Raw genomic sequence first — 20,652 nt, forward strand, 5'->3', positions numbered from 1 at the left:
ACCGAAGTGTCAATCAACATGGCCTCAAGCGCCGCCGGCCTTGAGATGAGGCCCACGCGCGTTGCGCCGGTCTCCCTCCGCGATGCCATCCTCCGCCTCGGCGCGGACCTGCAGGACATCACCCTCGACGGGGCCCCCGCGGCAACCGCGGCGAAGACCGGCATCGCCCTCACCGGGGTTGCCGTCGACTCGCGCACGGTACTGCCCGGCGACCTCTACATCGCCGTCCCCGGCGCCCAGCGCCACGGAGCCGACTTCGCAGCGCAGGCCGTTGCCCGCGGTGCGGTCGCAGTGCTGACCGACGCCGAGGGCGCGGCCCTGCTGGAAGGGGCGCGGGCCGCCGTCAGCGTTCCGGTGTTCAAGGCGCACTCGGCGCGGCGCCTCGTCGGCCCGCTGTCCGCGGCCGTGTTCGACAGCCAGCCGGTGCAGTCGGAGCGGCCCGTGCTGTTCGGGGTGACCGGCACGAACGGCAAGACCACCACCACCTACTTCATCAACTCCCTCCTGCGCGCCCTTGACCGCTCGACCGGGCTGATCGGCACCATCGAAATCCTCGCCGGCGCCGAGGCGATTCCCAGCACGCTGACCACCCCCGAATCCCCGCAGGTCCACTCCCTGCTCGCCCTGATGCGCGAACGGGGGCTATCCGCCGCCGCAATGGAGGTCTCCTCCCACGCACTTGAGTTCGGCAGGGTGGACGGGGTCCGCTTCGACGTCGCGGGATTCACCAACCTCACCCAGGACCATCTCGACCTTCACGGCGACATGGACTCCTACTTCGCAGTCAAGGCAGGGCTGTTCTCCGGCGACCGGACCGGCACCAGCGTCATCACAGTCGACGACGCGTGGGGCCGGCGCATGGCGGCCGCCGCGACCGGGCGCGTCCTGACCCTGAGCACCGAAACGGAGGCAGCCGGCGGGCAGCCCGCCGCCGACTGGCGGGTCAGCCGCGTGCAGGCCGAAGGGCTCGGCCACCGGTTCGCGCTGTCCGGGCCGAACGGGCAGGAGCTTTTCCTTTCCACTGGACTTCCGGGAACCTTCAACGTGTCCAATGCCGCGCTGGCCGCGGTGATGGTCCTGGCTTCGGGAGTTTCCGTCGAAGCCGTGCAGCGCGCAGCCGACGCCTCGAATCCGTTCACCGTCAACGTGCCCGGCAGGATGCAGCTGATCAGCGAGCGCCCGACCTCGATCGTCGATTTCGCCCACAACCCCGATGCCCTCATCCGTACCCTGCAGGCGGTCCGTCGTCCGGAGCCGGGCTCGCGGGTCATCGTGGTGTTCGGGGCGACGGGCCAGCGCGATGAGACAAAGCGCCCGATCATGGGGGCTGTGGCCGCCCGGCTCGCCGACGTCGTCATTGTCACCGATGACGATCCGCACGACGAGGACGAGGCTGTGATCCGCCGTGGCGTCCTGGATGGCGCCCTGGCCGCCGTGCGTGCCGAGAACCTGAAAAGCGAGATACTCGAGGTCCATCCCCGCGCCGAAGCGATCGACCACGCCGTCGCCATCGCCGCGCCCCAGGACACTGTGCTCGTGGCCGGACGCGGCCATGAGGTGTGGCAGGAGGTCAAGGGGGTCAACCTTGCCCTGGATGACCGGGTGGAGCTCGCCGCCGCTTTGACAAGGCACGGATTCTCTGTGCCCGGCGTTGCCGCGATAGAGTCCTAGACCGTCATGATTGAATTCAGCGCAGCCGAAATCGCGGCAATAACGGGTGGCCAGCTTTCGAGCGGTGCCCGGGACACTCCGGACCTGACCGTCACCTCGGCCGCCACGGATTCCCGGGAGTCGGTTCCAGGGGGTCTCTTCATCGCCAAGCCCGGCGAGGTCTCGGACGGGCACCTCTTCGTCGGCCAGGCCTTCGCCAACGGGGCCGTCCTCGCCCTCACCGAACGCCCCGTCGACGACTCCGGCTCCGGCGGGCCCGGGAAGGACTTCCCGGCCGTGATCGTCCCCGACGCCGTGCTGGCCATGGGCCTGCTCGCCGCGGAGGCCGTGCGGCGCCTGCGCGCCAACGGCCCGCTGACGGTCATCGGGATCACCGGGTCGGCCGGAAAGACAACAACCAAGGACCTGCTCGCCGGACTGCTCGGTCCGGTTGGGCCAACCGTCGCGCCCACCGGCTCCTACAACGGCGAAGTGGGTGTTCCGCTCACCGTCTTCAAGGCCGGTTACGGCACCCGCTACCTCGTCATCGAAATGGGCGCCACAAAACCGGGCCACATCCGCTACTTGGCGGACATGGTGAAACCGGACATCGGGGTGGTGCTCGGCGTCGGATCGGCCCACGCCGGCGAATTCGGCGGCGTCGAAAACATCGCCAAGGCCAAGGGGGAACTGCTCGAAGCCCTCGCCCCCGAGGGCACAGCGGTCATCAACGCCGACGACGAACGGGTGCTTGCGATGCGCGCCCGCACCGGCGCACGGAAGCTCTACTTCACCTCCTCCACTGACTTCTCCGCATCGGACGGGGCCGCCCTCGCGGCACGCAACGGCACCACAACGGCGGAGGGACACCCTGAGTTCACGCTCGAACTGCCCGACGGCAGCCAGTATCCGATCGTCTCGCCGCTGATCGGGCTCCACCACATCACGAACCTGCTCGCCGCCGCCGCGGTGGGCTGGGCGGTCGGGGTTCCGGGGGAGCGCATTGCCGAGGCCCTGCGCAGCCAGAAGGCCCAGAGCCGGTGGCGCATGGAACGCACCGAGCGCCCCGACGGGGTCACCGTCATCAACGATGCCTACAACGCGAATCCGGAATCCATGCGCGCAGCGCTGCGAACCCTCGCCGAACTGGGGGCCGGACACCGCAGGACCTGGGCGGTGCTCGGCGAAATGCTCGAACTGGGGGAGTCGTCGATCGACGAGCACGACCTCTTGGGCCGCGTCGTCGTCCGGCTGAACATCTCCAAACTGATCGTGGTCGGCGACAACACCCGCGCCCTCTACAACGGTGCCGTGCTCGAGGGCTCGTGGGGCAACGAAGTCGTGCACGTCCCCGACGCCGAGGCTGCCGAGCGCATCCTGCGGGCGGAGCTCGCCCCGGGGGACATCGTGCTGTTCAAGTCCTCGAACGGGGCGGGGCTGCGCCACCTGGGGGATCGGATAGCATTGCTCCCTGACGCCCACCCGTCACCGGGCGGAACGCCCCCGCAGCCAGCGGACCAAGCTCAGCCTGCGGCACCCAGCCAGGGCGATTCAACTCTCCGAAGGGGCCCGCAGCCGTGATCGCTCTCCTGATCGGTTCTGCCTCAGCGCTGTTTTTCGCGCTGGTGGGCACTCCGGTCTTCATCAAGTTCCTCGTGCACAAGGGCTACGGCCAGTTCATCCGCGACGACGGTCCCACGGCGCACCACACCAAGCGCGGCACCCCCACCATGGGCGGCGCGGTCATCGTGGGCTCGGTCCTGCTCTCCTATTTCCTGACCCACCTGATCATGGGGATGCTCGACGGCACCGGCGGGCCGACCGTCTCGGGTCTTCTCCTGCTGCTCCTGATGGCGGGAATGGGCCTTGTCGGATTCTTCGACGACTACATCAAGATCTCCAAGCAGCGCAGCCTCGGCCTGAGCGCCGCCGCCAAGATCACCGGGCAGTCCCTTGTCGGCATCCTGTTCGCCGTGCTCGCGCTGCAGTTCCCCAACAGCCAGGGGCGCACGCCGGCGTCGACAGCCATTTCGTTCATCCGCGACACCTCCCTCGACTTCGCCTTCGCGGGCACCCTCGTCGGCGCGATCCTCTTTGTCCTGTGGTCGAACCTGATCATCACCGCCGCAACCAACGGGGTGAACCTCACCGACGGGCTCGACGGCCTTGCCGCCGGTGCCTCGATCCTCATCTTCGCCGCCTACATGCTCATGGGCATCTGGCAGTCGAACCAGAGCTGCGGATCGCTCGCGGTGCCCGGGAACGTCTGCTACGAGGTCCGGGACCCGCTGGACCTCGCCCTGATTGCGGGCGCCATGTGCGGGGCCCTGGTCGGGTTCCTCTGGTGGAACACCTCCCCGGCGAAGATCTTCATGGGCGACACCGGCTCCCTTGCCATCGGCGGCGCCATCGCCGGGTTCGCCATCCTCTCCCGGACCCAGCTGCTGCTGGTCATCATGGCGGGCCTGTTTGTGCTGATCACCCTCTCGGTCATCATCCAGGTGGGGTACTTCAAGGCGACCGGCGGCAAGCGGGTCTTCAAGATGGCCCCGCTGCAGCACCACTTCGAACTCACGGGCTGGGCGGAGGTCACGGTTGTGGTGCGCTTCTGGATCCTCGGCGGGCTCTTCGTGGCCGTTGCGCTCGGAATCTTCTACGCGGAATGGGTGGTGGGCTGATGGCCGGCATGCACCGGGCACCGTCCCGGCTTGACACCCTCACCACCTGGGACGCCGACTGGAGCGGGCTGCGCGTTGCCGTTGCGGGCCTTGGCTCCACCGGCTTCTCCGCGGCGGACACCCTCGTGGAGCTCGGCGCCGACGTCGTCGTCGTCGACGCCTCCGACTCCGAGGCGAACCGCGCGAAGGCTGACACGCTGCGCATCGTGGGCGTCCGCGATGTGCTGCTCGGCGAAGCAGCCGCGGCCGCGGTGCCCCACATCGGCGGAGCCCGCCCGGAACTGATCATCGCCTCCCCGGGCTGGAGCCCCTCCCAGCCGCTGCTGGCGGCCGCCGCCGCGGCGGACATCCCCATCTGGGGCGACGTCGAACTGGCCTGGCGGGTGCGGGTCCGCGAGGGCCGCCCCACCGCGGAATGGCTGACGATCACCGGCACCAACGGCAAGACGACAACCGTCGGCCTGACCGAATCGATGCTGCTTGCGGCGGGCAAGCGGGCAGTGGCCGCAGGGAACGTCGGCACCCCGATCCTCGACGTGATCCGCGATCCGCAGGGCTTCGACTTCCTCGCGGTGGAGCTCTCCAGCTTCCAGCTGCACTGGACCGAATCGCTCTCACCCCTGGCAAGCGTCTGCCTCAACATCGCCGAGGACCACGTCGACTGGCACGGCAGCTACGAGGCGTACGCGGCGGCGAAGGCCAAGGTGTACGAGGGAACCAGGATCGCCTGCGTCTACAACGCCGAGCAGCCCGAGACGGAGCGGATGGTCGAAGAAGCCGACGTCGTCGAAGGGTGCAGGGCCATCGGATTCACCACCGGAACACCCGCGGTGAGCATGATGGGCGTCGTCGAGGACCTCCTTGTCGACCGCGCGTTCATCGAGCAGCGCAAGGACTCGGCAGCCGAGCTCGCATCGGTGCGCGAACTGGGCGACGTCGTTCCCCGCCACCTCGTGGCGAACGCCCTGGCGGCCGCGGCCCTCGTGCGTGCCGCCGGGATTCCCGCGTCGGCCGTCCGCGAAGGGATCCGCACCTACCAGCCCGGCGCGCACCGCATCCAGGCCGTCACCTCGCGCGGCGGTGTCCTCTGGGTCAACGACTCCAAGGCAACGAACCCGCACGCCGCGGCCGCCTCGCTGTCCGCCTTCAAGTCAGTCATCTGGATCGCCGGAGGGCTGTCGAAGGGCGTCAGCTACGACGAACTCGTGCGCGGGCACGCCGGCCGGCTGAAGGCGGTGGTGCTCCTCGGCGAGGACACAGCGCCCCTCGCCGACGCGCTGCGCCGACACGCTCCCAATGTGCCGGTGATCCTTCCGGCCACCGGTCACACTGGAACAGGGCAGCCAGCAGGCGGCTCCGCCGATCCCAGCGGTGACGCCGTCATGGCGCGGGCCGTCGCCGAAGCGGCGCGGCTGGCCAGCGACGGAGACACCGTCCTCATGGCACCGGCGGCCGCCTCAATGGATCAGTTTTCCTCATACGCCCACCGGGGTGACTCCTTCATCGAGGCAGTCCGCGCGGTCGTGGAGGGGCAGGCGAAGACCGCGAAGGAGTTCTAGATGGCGACAACGCCAACCCGCCCCACCGGGCGGAAGCCGGCCCGGCCGCGGGCAGCCGGCGGCGGAAGGCCAACGCCGGCCGGCGGGCAGGCCGTCCTCGAGGGTGAAGCAGTCCCGGCGCCGGCCGGCGGCGCAAATGGAGCCGACCGCCGCGAACCCGAGCACCACGGAGTGCTCGGTACGGCCCGGCGCGGCTGGAAGTTCCTCGAGGGCACCGGGCGCATGCCGACCGGTGCCACTTACTACCTGATCCTCGGTTCCGCCCTTGCCCTGACCGCCATCGGCCTGCTTATGGTGCTCTCCGCCTCCTCCGTCGAGGCGATCTCCGAGGGCAAGGAGGAGTTCGACCTCTTCCTCAAGCAGTCGGTCTGGGCCGCCGGCGGGCTGGTGCTGATGTTCCTCCTTTCAAGGTTTGGCCCCCGCGTCTACAAGATGCTTGCCTGGCCGGGACTTGCCACTGCTGTGGTGCTCCTGGTGCTGGTGCTGGTGATCGGCGTGAACATCAACGGCAACCAGAACTGGATCATGATCGGCAACCAGTCGTTCCAGCCCTCGGAGCCGGCGAAGCTCGCACTGGCGCTGTGGTTCGCCACAGTCCTCGAGCGCAAGAAGGGCCTGATCCGGAACTGGAAGCACGCGCTCATTCCGGTGGTGCCGCTGGGCGGCCTTCCCATCCTGCTCGTGCTCCTCGGAGGCGACCTCGGCACCGGCATGATCCTGATGATGGTCATGGCCGCGGCCCTGTTCTTCGCCGGGGCGCCGCTGAAGATGTTCACGCTCGCCGGTGTTGTCGGAACCCTTGTCGCCGTCCTGATGGTCTTTACCAGTTCCAACCGCGGCGGGCGCATCAGCGCCTGGCTGCGGCTGAACTGCGACGACGGCGCCGACCTGTGCCTCCAGTCCGATAACGGCCTGTTCGCGATGGCCTCCGGCGGCCTGTTCGGCGTCGGGATCGGCCAGAGCCGCCAGAAATGGAACTGGATCCCCGAAGCGCACAACGACTTCATCTTCGCGATCATCGGCGAGGAGTTCGGCCTCATCGGGGCCGGCGTCGTGGTCGCCCTGTTCGGCATCCTCGCCGTGGCAACCATCCAGGTCGCGATGCGCTACAGCGATCCCTTCGTGCGCATCCTGATGGGCTCGATCCTTGTCTGGATCATCGGGCAGGCGTTCGTGAACATCGGCATGGTCACCGGACTGCTGCCCGTCATCGGGGTTCCGCTGCCGTTCATCTCCTACGGAGGTTCGGCGCTGACGTTCACCCTCGGGGCCATCGGTGTCCTCCTGTCCTTCGCCCGCAAAACGCCAATGATCCCCGACAAGCCCGAAAGAGACCCAGCAGCTCCATGAAATCGCCCTCACCGCTTTCCGCCGTCCTGGCCGGCGGAGGCACGGCCGGACACATCAGTCCGCTGCTGGCCATCGCCAACGCCATCACCGAGCGGGACCCCTCCGCAACCATCCTCGCGGTGGGCACCGAAGCGGGAATGGAGACCCGCCTCGTCCCGGCGGCCGGCTACAAACTTGCGACAATCGACAGGGTCCCCATGCCCCGCAGGCCCTCAACCGACGCCATCAAGCTGCCCTACAGGCTCCTGCGGGCCATCCGCCAGGCCCTCGGGATCCTTGCATCGGCACGGCCCGACGTCGTGGTCGGTGTTGGCGGCTACGTCTCGACGCCGCTCTACCTCGCGGCGTGGCTGCGCCGGGTGCCCGTCGTGATCCACGAGGCAAACGCCCGCCCCGGGCTGGCGAACCGGCTCGGCGCGCGGATCGCCCACACCGTGGCCGTCGCCTTCCAGGGAACCCCCCTGCGCAAGGCCCAGTGGGTCGGCATGCCGATGCGGCGGGAGATCTCCGGCCTCGACCGGGCTGCGGCGCGCGAGGCGGCCCGGCGCGCCCTGGGACTTCACCCGGAGCGCCCCACGCTCATCGTCACCGGCGGATCCTCCGGCGCGGCAAGCATCAACCGTGCGACCGCCGACGCCGCCCCCGCCCTCTGCGCCGGCGGCGTCCAGATCCTCCACATCACCGGGCGCGGGAAGTCCGTCAAGGACGGCGACGGCGCGAGCCTGAGTGTTCCCGGCTACCACCAGGTGGAATTCGTCGACGGCATGGAAAACGTCTACGCAGCGGCCGACCTGCTGCTCGCGCGCGCCGGTGCGGCGACCGTCTGCGAGGTCAGCGCCGTGGGCCTTCCGTCAATCCTGGTGCCCCTGCCCCACGGCAACGGCGAGCAGCGGCTCAACGCCGAAGGCCTCGTGGCGGCCGGGGGAGCGCTGCTCGTTGACGACGCGGCGCTGAACGGGCAATGGCTCAGCACCGAGGTGCCGCGTCTGCTGCTCGCCCCCGAGGCCCTTGAGGCGATGGGCCGCGCCGCGGCGCAGCAGGGCGTGCGCGATGCGGATCAGCGCATGGCGGCACTGGTGATCGAGGCGGCGGGACGCACAGCATGACGGCACAGAACGAAGCACCGGGCGGCACCGGGGCACCCTCGGCGGGTGGCGCCGGACGGGTGCACTTCATCGGACTCGGCGGGGCGGGAATGTCGGCCGTGGCGCGGATCCTTCTCGGCCAGGGCATCCCCGTGTCCGGTTCCGACGCCGCCGACTCCAAGGCGCTCCGCGCCCTGGCCGCGCTCGGAGCCACCGTCTCCGTGGGGCACAGCGCCAGCAATGTCGAGGGTGCCGGCACGGTGGTGATCTCCTCGGCGATCCGTCCCGAGAACCCGGAGCTGCTCGAGGCACGCCGGCGTTCACTGACGATCTCGCACCGGTCCGAGGCGCTTGCGGCGGCGATGGCCGGCCAGACCGTCATCGCTGTGGCGGGCACCCACGGCAAGACCACCACCACCGCGATGATCACCGTGATGCTCTCGGCTGCCGGACGCGACCCGTCCTTCGCCATCGGCGGGGATGTCGCAGCCCTCGGCGTGAACGCCCGCTGGTCCGGAGGAGACGTGTTCGTTGCGGAGGCCGACGAGTCGGACGGCTCGTTCCTGAACTACAGCCCGCAGATCGCGGTCGTCACCAACGTCGAAGCCGACCACCTCGACCACTACGGGACGGCCGCGGCGGTCACCGCCGTCTTCGAGCAGTTCGCGGGGCTCCTTCCCGACGACGGCGTCCTCGTCGCCTGCGCCGACGACCCCGGCGCCGCAGCGCTCGTTGCAGCCGCCGGCGAAGGCCGGCGGGTGCGCACCTACGGGTATTCGGAAACAGCCGACATCCACATCGGCTCAACCCGGGCCGTGGGCAGCACCTCGAACAGCGTCCTGTCCTTCGCCGTCGACGGGCTCGACGCCCAGCAGGAACTGCAGCTCAGTGTTCCGGGCCGGTACAACATCCTCAACGCCGCCGCGGCATTCGCCGTCGGCCTCGAACTCGGCGTCGACCCCGCCGTTGCCGCCGAAGGGCTTGCCTCCTTCTCCGGTGCGGCGCGCCGCTTCGAGACCCGGGGGACCGGAGACGGCGTGAGGGTCTTCGACGACTACGCGCACCATCCCACCGAAGTCCACGCGGCGCTGACCGCTGCCCGGACTGTCGCAAGCGGGAACGCCGTCCACGTCCTTTTCCAGCCACACCTCTTCTCCCGCACCCGCGAGTTCGCCGAGGGCTTCGCCGCGGCGCTCGACCTCGCCGACTCGGCGACCGTCCTGCCGATCTACGCCGCCCGCGAAGACCCGGTTCCGGGCGTGACGAGCGCGCTGATCACAGACCGGCTGAACCGACCCGGCGGCTACGTCGAGGACCGGGAGGCCGCCGTGCGCTCGGTGGCCGGGCGGGCCCGGCCCGGCGACATCATCCTGACCGTCGGCGCCGGGGACGTCACCGCGCTCGCCACCGACCTGGTCAACCTGCTTTCGGCCCGCGCCGGGGAGGAACGGGACAGCCGTGACAGCTAAGACTCCCGGCGGGCACGGGGGCGGTCCCGTCCCGGGCATCCGGGCCACATCGGAGAAGGTCACCCTGCTGGCAGGCCCGGCCCACGACACCGCATCCGCAACGGTCCTCGAGTTCCCCGAGCCGCCGCGCAGGCGCAGACGCCGGATTTTCCTTCTGACGGCAGCCGGGTTGCTGCTGCTTGTCGGCGGGCTCCTTGCCTACCTCGTCTTCTCGCCGGCCCTGGCGCTGAAGGAACTGAGGGTCCAGGGGAACTCACTCGTGTCCACCGCTACCGTCACCGGCGCGCTGGAGCCCCTGCATGGCCAGTCCCTGACCTCGATCTCCGACGACGACGCACGGCAACTCCTGTCCGGGCAGACGGCCGTGGAGGACGTATCGGTTGCGGCCGAGCCGCCGTCGACGCTTGTGGTGACAGTCAAGGAGCGGGTGCCCGTGGCGGTCCTGCAGAACGGCAAGGGGTTTGTGCTCATCGACTCCGAAGGGCGCGCGCTGAAGAAGGTCAAGGACCGCAAGACCGTCAAGCTTCCCCTCATCGACGGCGGGTCCGAAGCGGTCAACTCCGAGGTCTTCTCATCGATCACGGCGGTCCTGGCGGACCTGCCGCCCAGCATCCTCGCACGGCTCAACCACGCCTCCGCCAAGAGCGTCGACTCGGTCAGGCTCTCGCTGACCGGGAACCAGAAGATTTTCTGGGGGAGCGCGGACAGCAATGCCGCGAAGGCACGGGTGCTCGAGGCGCTGCTCCGGGCGCCGGCCACCACCCCGCCGGTCAAGGAGTTCGACGTGAGCGCGCCGGACCGTCCGGTCACGCGGTGAGCGGGGCAGGGCGAAGCACCAATAAGGCTTTAACGAAAGAAACAAGGCGACACGCGGCACCGGTCATTGCAGTTGGCTTCCGGTGCCCATAGCGTCTCAAGTAGGAGTTACTTGACATAACATTAACTCTCAACCAGAGGGTTAACGTTTGCCGGGTGAAGGTTGACACCGGTTTCGGCCGGATGGACCCAAGACAGTGCACAGATTCGAACAAGGGACACAGGACGTGGCAGCACCGCAGAATTACTTGGCCGTCATCAAGGTCGTCGGCATCGGCGGGGGCGGCGTAAACGCCATCAACCGGATGATCGAGGTGGGACTCCGCGGCGTGGAGTTCATCGCTATCAACACCGACGCGCAGGCGCTGCTGATGAGCGACGCCGATGTGAAGCTCGACGTCGGCCGGGAACTTACCCGCGGCCTTGGCGCCGGCGCCGATCCGGAGGTCGGCCGCAGGGCCGCAGAGGACCACTCCGAGGAGATCGAAGAGGTGCTGCGCGGCGCTGACATGGTCTTCGTAACCGCAGGCGAGGGCGGCGGCACCGGCACCGGCGGCGCGCCCGTCGTTGCCCGCATCGCGCGGTCCCTCGGCGCGCTGACCATCGGCGTCGTCACCAGGCCGTTCACCTTCGAAGGCCGCCGCAGGTCCAACCAGGCCGAATCCGGCATCGATACGCTGCGCGACGAAGTCGACACCCTCATCGTGATCCCCAACGACCGGCTGCTGTCGATCAGCGACCGCAACGTGTCGATGCTCGACGCGTTCCGCTCCGCCGACCAGGTGCTGCTCTCCGGTGTCCAGGGCATCACCGACCTGATCACCACCCCCGGCCTGATCAACCTCGACTTCGCCGACGTCAAGTCCGTCATGCAGGGTGCCGGCTCGGCCCTCATGGGCATCGGTTCGGCGCGCGGCGAAGACCGCGCCGTCAAGGCCGCCGAACTCGCCATTGCCTCGCCGCTGCTTGAAGCCTCGATCGACGGCGCCCACGGCGTTCTGCTCTCCATCCAGGGCGGATCCGACCTCGGCCTCTTCGAGATCAACGAAGCCGCGCGCCTGGTCCAGGAAGTGGCACACCCCGAAGCGAACATCATCTTCGGTGCGGTCATCGACGACGCCCTCGGCGACGAGGCGCGGGTCACGGTCATCGCCGCCGGCTTCGACCAGGTCGATGCAACAAGCCAGCCGGCGGTTCCCGCGGTCAAGCCCGCCGCGGCGCCGACCGTCGGAAGCGACTCCGGACGCCCTGTACAGTCAGCGCCGGCCTCCGCCGGGCTCGGCACCTGGTCGCAGCAGCGCTACCAGCAGTCGAACGCTGTGCCCGCCGACGCCGGATTCGACGTCGACCTCCCCGCGGTGGTCGAGCCCGATCTCTCAAGCGGGCGCTCCGACGACCTCGACGTGCCGGACTTCCTGAAGTAGCGGAACCGCCGGCGCGAAGAATGTTCTTGTGGCGCGGCGACGTGCGGCCCGGGCTGCACGTCGCCTTCACTGATGTCGGGGCGGGAAACCTCTCACTCTCCGTGGGCGACCGGGCGACGGCCGCGGCCAGCCGCGAGCGGCTTGAACGCTTCATCGGCGTGCCCGAGGGCGGCCTGAGGTTCATGAGCCAGATCCATTCGAGTATCGTTGCCGAAACCGGCGGCTCCGCGGGACCCGGCCGTGCCGGTGGGCCCCCTGAAGCGGACGCCCTGGTGAGCCCGGACGGAACGGAACCCCTTGCCGTGCTCGTCGCCGACTGCGTGCCGGTGGTCCTTGCCGATCCGAACGGGCGGGCTACCGCCGTCGTCCATGCCGGACGAAAGGGCGTACAGCTCGGGATTGTCGCCAACGCGGTTGGGCGCCTCCGTGCCCGCGGGGCCGGGGACCTCGCGGCGTGGATCGGCCCCGCCGTCTGCGGAGCCTGCTATGAGGTGCCCCAGGACATGGCCGACGAAGTTTCGGCCCTTGTGCCGGCGGCACGCTCCACGACCCGGAGGGGAACCGCGGGCCTCGACCTTCCCGCCGCGGTACGGGCGCAGCTGCAGGCGGAGGGCGTCGTCGTGGAGAGCCCGATCCCGACCGCCGCAGACTGCACCGTCGAGAACGCCAAGCTCTACTCACACCGGCGCGAGCCCGGCGCCGGCCGCATCGCAGGGCTGGTGTGGCGCTCGTGAGCGGTGCCGATCCCGCAACCGCCCGGGCCGCCGTCCTCGCCGAGCGCCTTGCAGCGGTGCGCACGCGGATCACCGAAGCGTGCGCCGCCGCCGGACGGCGGACGCAGCCCGAGCTGATCGTTGTCACCAAGTTCTTCCCGGCTTCCGACGTCCGCGCCCTCTATGAGCTTGGGGTCCGGGACGTCGGGGAGAACCGCGACCAGGAGGCGGCGGCGAAGGCCGCTGAAACCGCCGACCTTCCCCTCAACTGGCATTTCATCGGCCAGCTCCAGAAGAACAAGGCCAAGTCGGTCATCCGTTACGCCGCGGCGGTCCACTCGGTGGACAGGGAACAGCTCGTTACGGCGCTGGCCAACGCTGTGGCAGCCGACGCGGCCCGGCGGGCCGACGCCGGGGAGCCTCCCCGGGTGCCGCTTGGCTGTTTCCTCCAGGTGGACCTCGACTCCCCGGCGGCCGGAACCTCCGGCAGGGGCGGCGCGGCACCCGCGGACATCCCGGGCCTGGCCGCGGCCGTCGACGCCGCCGAGGGCCTTGAACTGAAAGGGGTGATGGCCGTGGCTCCCCTCTGCGGGGACCCGCACGAGGCCTTCGCCCGGCTCGCGCTCATCTCGGAACGGGTACGTGCAGCCCACCCCTCGGCTGCGGCGGTTTCCGCGGGGATGAGCGGTGACCTCGAGGCGGCCATTGCGGCCGGCGCGACACACCTGCGGATTGGTTCTGATGTACTCGGTCCACGTCCGGCGTTGCGGTAGCGTCTCAGCTGGAACGGTAGTGCGACCCGCGCCGCGGATGCGGGTTTCGGCTCCAGGTCTGACCACAGTTGTCCACTCTCTCAATGACAGGAGTTACCATGGCTGGCGCACTGCGCAAGACAATGATTTACCTTGGGCTCGCCGATGGTGACGAGCACTACGAGCCAGAGCCGAAAAGCTTGAACAGGAACGAGGATTACTCAGTGGATTATGACCGTGACGAGCGCCGCCCCGATCCCGCACCGGCCGCCAAGAGCGTACCCAGCGAGGAATACCGCGCCCCGGTCACCCCGATCAAGCGGGTACAGTCTCCTCGCGAGGACGCCGCAGTCCTGCGACAGATCACCACGGTCCACCCCCGCTCGTACAACGACGCCAAGGTGATCGGTGAAAGCTTCCGCGACGGCATCCCGGTGATCATGAACGTCACCGACATGGGGGAATCCGACGCCAAGCGCCTCGTCGATTTCTCCGCCGGCCTCGTGTTCGGGCTCCACGGCAGCATCGAAAGGGTCACCAATAAGGTGTTCCTGCTGTCGCCGTCGTATATTGAAGTCCTGGGCGAAGACCAGAAGGCCAGCGAGGCGCAGACAAGTTTCTTCAACCAAAGCTGACACTGTCTGCCCGTCCGAGCCAGCCGAATCGATATAAGGCCCTAAGGACTGGAACGTGAGTTTGGTATTTGCCTTGATTTACCTGGTGTTAATGCTGTTTCAGGTGGCATTGATCATCAGGATTGTGTACGACGCCGTTCAGATTTTCGCCAGGGAGTGGCGACCGCGGAAGCTCGCCCTCGTTGCGGCCACCGGCGTCTACGCCGTCACCGACCCGCCCATTCGTGCCCTGCGCCGGTTCATCCCGCCGTTGCGCATCGGCGGGGTGTCGCTTGACCTGGCCTTCCTCGTTTTGTTCATCGCCGTCGTGATCCTCATGGCGGTCTCCCAGGGCCTCGCAACACCGTAGCCCGACACCGTTTAGTCTTCGAGTCCTAAAAGATATACGCTGAATCACATATTGATGTGAATCACGTGGTTCATTTCCCAATTCGGTACCGCAGGCTTGGCTGCCTCACGGCAGGCCAGTCCTTTATCCACTATGAGGTGACCAGATGGCCCTGACGCCAGAAGATGTTGTCAACAAAAGGTTTCAGCCCACTAAGTTTCGTGAAGGCTACGACCAGGACGAGGTAGATGATTTCCTCGACGAGATCGTCGTCGAACTGCGCCGTCTGAACCAAGAAAACGAGGAACTGCGCCGCAAGCTCGCCGAGGCGCCCTCGGGCATGTCGCAGAACACTGCGGTTCCCGCCCCTGTGGCGGCCAGCACCAAGACCGAAGAGGTCCGGGAAGAAGAGAAGCCCGAGCCCGTCAAGGTCGAGACCAAGGCCGACGACGCCGCTTCAGTGCCTGCAACCGTTGTTTCCCCGGCACCGGCCGGCGCCGGATCCGCGGAATCCGCAGCGGGTGTCCTCGCCATGGCGCAGCGCCTTCACGACGAATACGTCAATGCGGGCGTGGAGCAGCGCGACAAGATCATCGCCGAAGCGCAGATCGAGGCAAGCAGCCTCGTCAACGACGCCCAGAACAAGAGCCGCAAGGTCCTCGGCGCCCTGGAGCAGCAGAAGACAGTGCTCGAGCGCAAGGTTGAGCAGCTCCGCAGCTTCGAGCGGGACTACCGCTCACGCCTTAAGGCCTACATCGAGGGCCAGCTGCGCGACCTCGATTCGCGCGGTTCGGTGGCTTCCGAAACCGCCGACGCCTAAGCGGAGCTGACTGGCCCGCCGGCGGGGTTCCCCGACGGCGGAGCGGAAACGGTACCGGATGAAGGCCGGCCGACGGGGGAACCCGGCGGCCGGCCTTTGCCGTAACGTTGGAATCGATAAATCAACATCCACCGCGTACATGCCGCCGCCGTGCGGAAGCATATGCACCAGGCACGAAAGCACTATGAGCGAGCACATCCCGGCAGACGGAACCCAGGCGGGGCAGAAGCGGCCAGACCGCAGCGCAGCCACGCACAGCAAGCGGCTCAGGGCCCGCTACGCGGTCCTGCTGTGCCTGTGCACCCTCACCGCATACATCTTTGACCAGCTGACCAAGGCATGGGTTGTCGCAACCATGACCGAGGGCCAGGTGACGGAGGTGCTGCCGCCGCTGCTCAACTGGCACTTCATCCGCAACCCCGGCGCCGCGTTCTCCATCGGCACCAACGTCACCTGGCTGTTCACGATCGTCATGGTGCTTGTCTCGGCAGCGATCATCTCGCAGATCCGCAAGGTCGCCTCCTGGGGCTGGGCCGTCGCGCTCGGTCTTGTCCTCGGGGGAGCGCTGGGCAACCTGACCGACAGGATCTTCCGCGAACCGTCCTTCGGGCAGGGCCACGTTGTCGACTTCATCGCCCTGCCCAACTTCGCCATCTTCAACATCGCCGACTCCGCCGTCGTCAGCGGCGTAATCCTGATCTGCCTGCTGACCCTCCGCGGCATCGGCATGGACGGCCGGCGCAGCAATGACCAGGCCGAAGCGGCCGACGGCACCGCGACGGGCACAGCCACCGGCCCCGTGACAGGCGCAACGGCGGAGGACCCGGATGAGCGCTGACGCCAAACAGGGCAAGCCCGCAGTGTTCACCGTCCCCGACGACCTCGCCGGTTCCCGCACCGACGCCGCGCTTGCCCGGCTCGCCGGCGTGTCCCGGTCCGTGGCCGCCGCCTGGGCCGCCGACGGGAGGGTGAGCCGCAGCGGTGAAACCCTGGCCAAGGCCGACCGCGTGAGCGCCGGCGCCGAACTCTCGGTCGTCGTCCCCGACCCGACCGACCCGCTGCGGGTGATTCCGGAAGCGGTCGAAGGCATGGGCATCCTCCTCGACGACGACGACTTCGTTGTCGTCGACAAGCCCGTAGGTGTTGCCGCTCATCCCTCTCCGGGCTGGGTGGGCCCCACCGTCGTCGGCGCACTGGCCGCTGCCGGCTTCCGGATCTCAACCTCCGGCGCACCGGAGCGCGCGGGCATCGTCCACCGGCTCGACGTCGGCACCTCCGGCGCAATGGTCGTCGCGAAGACAGAACCCGCCTACACCGCCCTGAAGCGCGCCTTCAAGGAGCGCACTGTGGGCAAGGTGTACCACGCCGTCGTGCAGGGCCTGCCCGACCCGCTCGAAGGCACGATCGACGCCCCCATTGGACGGCACCCGGCGCACGACTGGCGCTTCGCCGTTCTGGAGGACGGGCGTCCCTCGATCACCCACTACCAGGTGCTTGAGGCGTTCGGCCGGGCGAGCCTCGTCGAGGTCCACCTCGAAACCGGCAGGACCCACCAGATCCGCGTCCACTTCTCCGCCCTGCGCCACCCCTGCGTGGGCGATCTCACCTACGGTGCCGACCCGCGCCTCGCCGCGGAACTCGGTCTGACCCGGCAGTGGCTGCACGCCCACCGGCTCAGCTTCGAGCACCCGCGCACCGGGGAGCCCGTGGTGTGTGAGAGCCCCTACCCGCTCGACCTCGCCTATGCGCTCGGGGCGCTTTCCGACGGCCGCGGCTAACACGCCAGGGACGGCCGTGGGACTCCGGGGAACCCGGCTGGCCTAGAATGGAACGGTGGGTTCAACAGCTGCAGCAGATCCGTCCTTCGTCCACCTTCACAATCACACCGAGTACTCGATGCTCGACGGAGCGGCGAGGCTGACCGACCTTTTCAGCCACACCGAAGAGCTCGGAATGAGCGCGCTGGCCACCACCGACCACGGTTTCGTGTTCGGGGCGTTCGACTTCTGGAGCAAGGCGCGCAGCGCCGGCATCAAACCCATCATCGGCGTCGAGGCGTACCTCACCCCGGGCACCGCCCGCACCGACCGCACCCGCGTGCAGTGGGGCGGGGGAGGGCGCGACGACGTCTCCGGTGCCGGTGCCTACACGCACATGACCCTGTGGTCGGAGTCGACCGAGGGAATGCACAACCTGTTCCGGATGTCCTCGCTGGCCTCCCTCGAGGGCTACCTCTACAAGCCCCGCATGGACCGCGACCTGCTGCAGACTTACGGCAAGGGCCTCATCGCCAGCACGGGCTGCCCCTCGGGCGAGGTCCAGACGAAGCTGCGCCTCGGCCTGTACCGGGAGGCCATGCAGGCCGCCTCCGACTTCCGCGACATCTTCGGCGCCGAGAATTACTTCTGCGAACTGATGGACCACGGGCTCGACATCGAGCGCAACGTCCAGGCCGACCTCATTAAGCTCGCCCGCGAACTGGGCCTGCCGCTTGTCGCAACGAACGATCTCCACTACACCCACGCGGAGGATTCCAAGGCGCACGCGGCGCTTTTGTGCGTCCAGTCCGGCTCCACGCTCGCCGATCCCAAGCGCTTCAAGTTCGACGCCGACGAGTTCTACCTCAAGTCGCCCGCCGAGATGCGGGCCATCTTCCGCGACTACCCCGAGGCCTGCGACAACACGCTGCTCATCGCCGAGCGCTGCGACGTCGAATTCAACACCAAGGCCAACTACATGCCCCGGTTCCCCGTGCCCGAGGGTGAAAACGAGCAGTCCTGGTTCGTCAAGGAGGTCGAGACGGGCCTCGCGTACAGGTACCCGGCGGGCATCCCGGACGACGTGCGCAAGCAGGCCGAGTTCGAGGTGGGCGTCATCACCCAGATGGGATTCCCCGGCTACTTCCTTGTCGTTGCCGACTTCATCAACTGGGCCAAGAACAACGGCATCCGGGTGGGCCCCGGCCGCGGCTCCGGTGCCGGTTCAATGGTGGCCTTCGCCATGCGCATCACCGACCTCGACCCGCTCAAGCACGGGCTGATCTTCGAGCGTTTCCTCAATCCCGAGCGCGTCTCCATGCCCGACTTCGACGTCGACTTCGATGATCGGCGCCGCTCCGAGGTGATCCGCTACGTCACCGAGAAGTACGGCGACGAGCGCGTCGCAATGATCGTGACCTACGGGACGATCAAGGCCAAGCAGGCCCTGAAGGACTCCTCCCGCGTGATGGGCTACCCGTTCTCGACGGGGGAGCGCCTGACCAAGGCCATGCCGCCGGACGTCATGGGCAAGGGCCTTGCCCTTGCGGACGTGCACAACAAGAGCGCCAAGCGCTACTCGGAGGCGGAGGAGCTGCGCGAGCTGCTCAAGACCGACCCCGATTCGTCGAAGGTGTTCGAGACGGCGCTGGGCCTTGAAGGCCTGAAGCGCCAGTGGGGCGTCCACGCCGCCGGCGTCATCATGTCCTCGGACCCGCTGATCGACATCATCCCGATCATGCGCCGCGACCAGGACGGCCAGATCATCACCCAGTTCGACTACCCCACCTGCGAGGGGCTCGGACTGATCAAGATGGACTTCCTGGGGCTGAGAAACCTCACGATCATCACCGACGCCGTTGAGAACATCAAGGCGAACAAGGACATCGATCTGGTGCTCGAGGACCTCGAGCTCGACGACAAGGCTTCCTACGAGCTGCTGGCGCGCGGTGACACCCTTGGGGTGTTCCAGCTCGACGGCGGGCCGATGCGCTCCCTGCTCAAGCTCATGCGCCCCGACAACTTCGAAGACATCTCTGCGGTGCTGGCGCTCTACCGGCCAGGTCCCATGGGCGTGAACTCGCACACGAACTACGCGCTGCGCAAGAACGGGCTGCAGGAGATCGAGCCGATCCACCCCGAGCTCGAAGGCCCGCTCGAGGAGATCCTCGGCGGCACCTACGGCCTGATCGTCTACCAGGAGCAGGTGATGTCCGCCGCCCAGAAGCTGGCGAACTTCACCCTCGGCCAGGCGGACATGCTCCGGCGCGCCATGGGCAAGAAGAAAAAGTCGGAGCTGGACAAGCAGCAGGCCGACTTCTTCGCGGGCATGAAGGAGAACGGCTACTCCCAGGCCGCAATGGACAAGCTGTGGACCGTCCTCGAGTCCTTCTCCGACTACGCGTTCAACAAGGCCCACACCGCCGCCTACGGGTTGATCTCCTACTGGACCGCCTATCTCAAGGCCCACCACCCGGCCGAGTACATGGCGGCCCTGCTCACCAGCGTCGGCGACGACAAGGACAAGCTCGCGATCTACCTCAACGAGTGCCGCAGGATGGGCATCACCGTCCTGCCCCCGGACGTCAACGAGTCGAGCGTCAACTTCACCCCCGTCGGCACCGACATCCGCTTCGGCATGGGTGCCATCCGCAACGTCGGCGCGAACGTGGTCGGCGCGATGGTCGCCGCCCGCACCGAGAAGGGCGCCTTCACCTCCTTCAGCGACTTCCTGCAGAAGGTCCCCGCTGTCGTCTGCAACAAGCGCACCATCGAGTCGCTGATCAAGGCCGGTGCCTTCGACTCGCTCAAGCACCCCCGCCGGGCGCTTGCGATGATCCACGAGGAGGCCGTCGACTCGGTCATCGTGCTCAAGCGCAACGAAGCGGCCAACCAGTTCGACCTGTTCAGCGCCTTTGACGACCCCGGCGCCGGCAGCAGCCTCTCCGTCGAGGTGCCCGACCTGCCCGAGTGGGACAAGAAGGACAAGCTCTCCTTCGAGCGCGACATGCTCGGCCTCTACGTCTCGGACCACCCGCTGCAGGGCCTCGAGGGGATCCTCAGCCAGCACGCCGACTCCTCCATACCCTCGATCCTCAGCGACGAGGGGCCGGCCGACGGCGCGATCGTAACGATCGCGGGAATGATCACCTCCCTGCAGCGCCGGATCGCCAAGAACAGCGGCAACGCCTACGCCCGGGCGGAGGTTGAGGACCTCGCCGGCTCGATGGAGGTCATGTTCTTCGGCCAGGTGTACGGGCCGATCTCGGCGGTGCTCGCGGAGGACCTCATCGTCGTCGTGCGCGGACGCCTCCAGCGCAGGGACGACGGCGCGGTGATGCTCAACGCGCAGGAACTCACAGTGCCCGACCTCAGCGAGGGCCACTCCGGCCCGGTCGTGATCTCAATGGCCCAGCACAAGGCCACTGAAGCCGCGGTCACCGCCCTGGGCGAGGTCCTGCGGACCCACCCCGGGACCAGCGAGGTGCTGATCCGGCTCAACGGCTCACGGAAGATCGAGGTGATGAAGCTCGGCGTCGACCTGCGGGTGAACCCGACACCGTCACTGTTCGGTGACCTCAAGGTGCTGCTCGGTCCGGCCTGCCTCGACGCCTGA

17 protein-coding genes are annotated in these 20,652 nt (G+C 68.1%); all 17 read left to right on the plus strand.

The window, feature by feature from the left end; genetic code table 11:
- Positions 1–45 precede the first annotated feature (45 nt).
- Positions 46–1,671 carry a UDP-N-acetylmuramoyl-L-alanyl-D-glutamate--2,6-diaminopimelate ligase gene (locus AC4D2R_RS12045; RefSeq protein WP_490940340.1) on the plus strand — a complete coding sequence of 542 codons (1,626 nt, stop codon included), beginning with the start codon at positions 46–48 and terminating at the stop codon, positions 1,669–1,671.
- Between the two features lie 6 nt (positions 1,672–1,677).
- Positions 1,678–3,231, plus strand: a complete 1,554-nt coding sequence (locus AC4D2R_RS12050) for a UDP-N-acetylmuramoyl-tripeptide--D-alanyl-D-alanine ligase (protein ID WP_490940190.1) — start codon at positions 1,678–1,680, stop codon at positions 3,229–3,231.
- On the plus strand, positions 3,228–4,328 hold the full coding sequence (gene mraY, locus AC4D2R_RS12055) for a phospho-N-acetylmuramoyl-pentapeptide-transferase (protein WP_490903641.1): 1,101 nt from the start codon (positions 3,228–3,230) through the stop codon (positions 4,326–4,328). The genes AC4D2R_RS12050 and mraY overlap by 4 nt, the downstream gene beginning before the upstream one ends.
- A complete protein-coding gene (gene murD / locus AC4D2R_RS12060) occupies positions 4,328–5,887 on the plus strand; it encodes a UDP-N-acetylmuramoyl-L-alanine--D-glutamate ligase (protein WP_490940191.1) in 1,560 nt (519 codons plus the stop codon). The genes mraY and murD overlap by 1 nt, the downstream gene beginning before the upstream one ends.
- Positions 5,888–7,237, plus strand: coding sequence for a putative lipid II flippase FtsW (gene ftsW, locus AC4D2R_RS12065; protein WP_490940192.1), 1,350 nt, complete (start codon positions 5,888–5,890; stop codon positions 7,235–7,237).
- Positions 7,234–8,343 carry an undecaprenyldiphospho-muramoylpentapeptide beta-N-acetylglucosaminyltransferase gene (murG, locus tag AC4D2R_RS12070; protein ID WP_490940193.1) on the plus strand — a complete coding sequence of 370 codons (1,110 nt, stop codon included), beginning with the start codon at positions 7,234–7,236 and terminating at the stop codon, positions 8,341–8,343. Before ftsW ends, murG begins: the two co-directional genes overlap by 4 nt.
- Positions 8,340–9,791, plus strand: coding sequence for a UDP-N-acetylmuramate--L-alanine ligase (murC, locus tag AC4D2R_RS12075; protein WP_490940194.1), 1,452 nt, complete (start codon positions 8,340–8,342; stop codon positions 9,789–9,791). The genes murG and murC overlap by 4 nt, the downstream gene beginning before the upstream one ends.
- Positions 9,781–10,608 carry a cell division protein FtsQ/DivIB gene (locus AC4D2R_RS12080; RefSeq protein ID WP_490940195.1) on the plus strand — a complete coding sequence of 276 codons (828 nt, stop codon included), beginning with the start codon at positions 9,781–9,783 and terminating at the stop codon, positions 10,606–10,608. Before murC ends, AC4D2R_RS12080 begins: the two co-directional genes overlap by 11 nt.
- A gap of 226 nt (positions 10,609–10,834) precedes the next feature.
- Positions 10,835–12,031: a cell division protein FtsZ gene (gene ftsZ / locus AC4D2R_RS12085; protein WP_490903635.1), complete on the plus strand. Its 1,197-nt coding sequence runs from the start codon at positions 10,835–10,837 to the stop codon at positions 12,029–12,031.
- A 20-nt stretch (positions 12,032–12,051) separates the two neighbouring features.
- Entirely contained in the window at positions 12,052–12,765 is a 714-nt protein-coding gene (locus AC4D2R_RS12090) for a purine nucleoside phosphorylase YfiH/LACC1 family protein (RefSeq protein ID WP_490940196.1), read from the plus strand.
- Positions 12,762–13,517 carry a YggS family pyridoxal phosphate-dependent enzyme gene (locus AC4D2R_RS12095; protein ID WP_490940197.1) on the plus strand — a complete coding sequence of 252 codons (756 nt, stop codon included), beginning with the start codon at positions 12,762–12,764 and terminating at the stop codon, positions 13,515–13,517. The genes AC4D2R_RS12090 and AC4D2R_RS12095 overlap by 4 nt, the downstream gene beginning before the upstream one ends.
- Before the next feature lie 98 nt (positions 13,518–13,615).
- Positions 13,616–14,131: a cell division protein SepF gene (locus AC4D2R_RS12100; protein ID WP_490903632.1), complete on the plus strand. Its 516-nt coding sequence runs from the start codon at positions 13,616–13,618 to the stop codon at positions 14,129–14,131.
- A gap of 55 nt (positions 14,132–14,186) precedes the next feature.
- The gene (locus tag AC4D2R_RS12105) at positions 14,187–14,480 is read left to right on the plus strand and encodes a YggT family protein (protein ID WP_490903631.1); all 294 of its coding nucleotides are present in this window, start codon (positions 14,187–14,189) and stop codon (positions 14,478–14,480) included.
- A gap of 145 nt (positions 14,481–14,625) precedes the next feature.
- Entirely contained in the window at positions 14,626–15,279 is a 654-nt protein-coding gene (locus AC4D2R_RS12110) for a DivIVA domain-containing protein (RefSeq protein ID WP_490940198.1), read from the plus strand.
- A gap of 184 nt (positions 15,280–15,463) precedes the next feature.
- Positions 15,464–16,117: a signal peptidase II gene (lspA, locus tag AC4D2R_RS12115; RefSeq protein WP_490940199.1), complete on the plus strand. Its 654-nt coding sequence runs from the start codon at positions 15,464–15,466 to the stop codon at positions 16,115–16,117.
- On the plus strand, positions 16,107–17,057 hold the full coding sequence (locus AC4D2R_RS12120; RefSeq protein ID WP_490940200.1) for an RluA family pseudouridine synthase: 951 nt from the start codon (positions 16,107–16,109) through the stop codon (positions 17,055–17,057). Before lspA ends, AC4D2R_RS12120 begins: the two co-directional genes overlap by 11 nt.
- Before the next feature lie 55 nt (positions 17,058–17,112).
- Positions 17,113–20,652, plus strand: a complete 3,540-nt coding sequence (gene dnaE / locus AC4D2R_RS12125; protein ID WP_490940201.1) for a DNA polymerase III subunit alpha — start codon at positions 17,113–17,115, stop codon at positions 20,650–20,652.

This window comes from Arthrobacter sp. TJ-217, assembly GCF_058269255.1.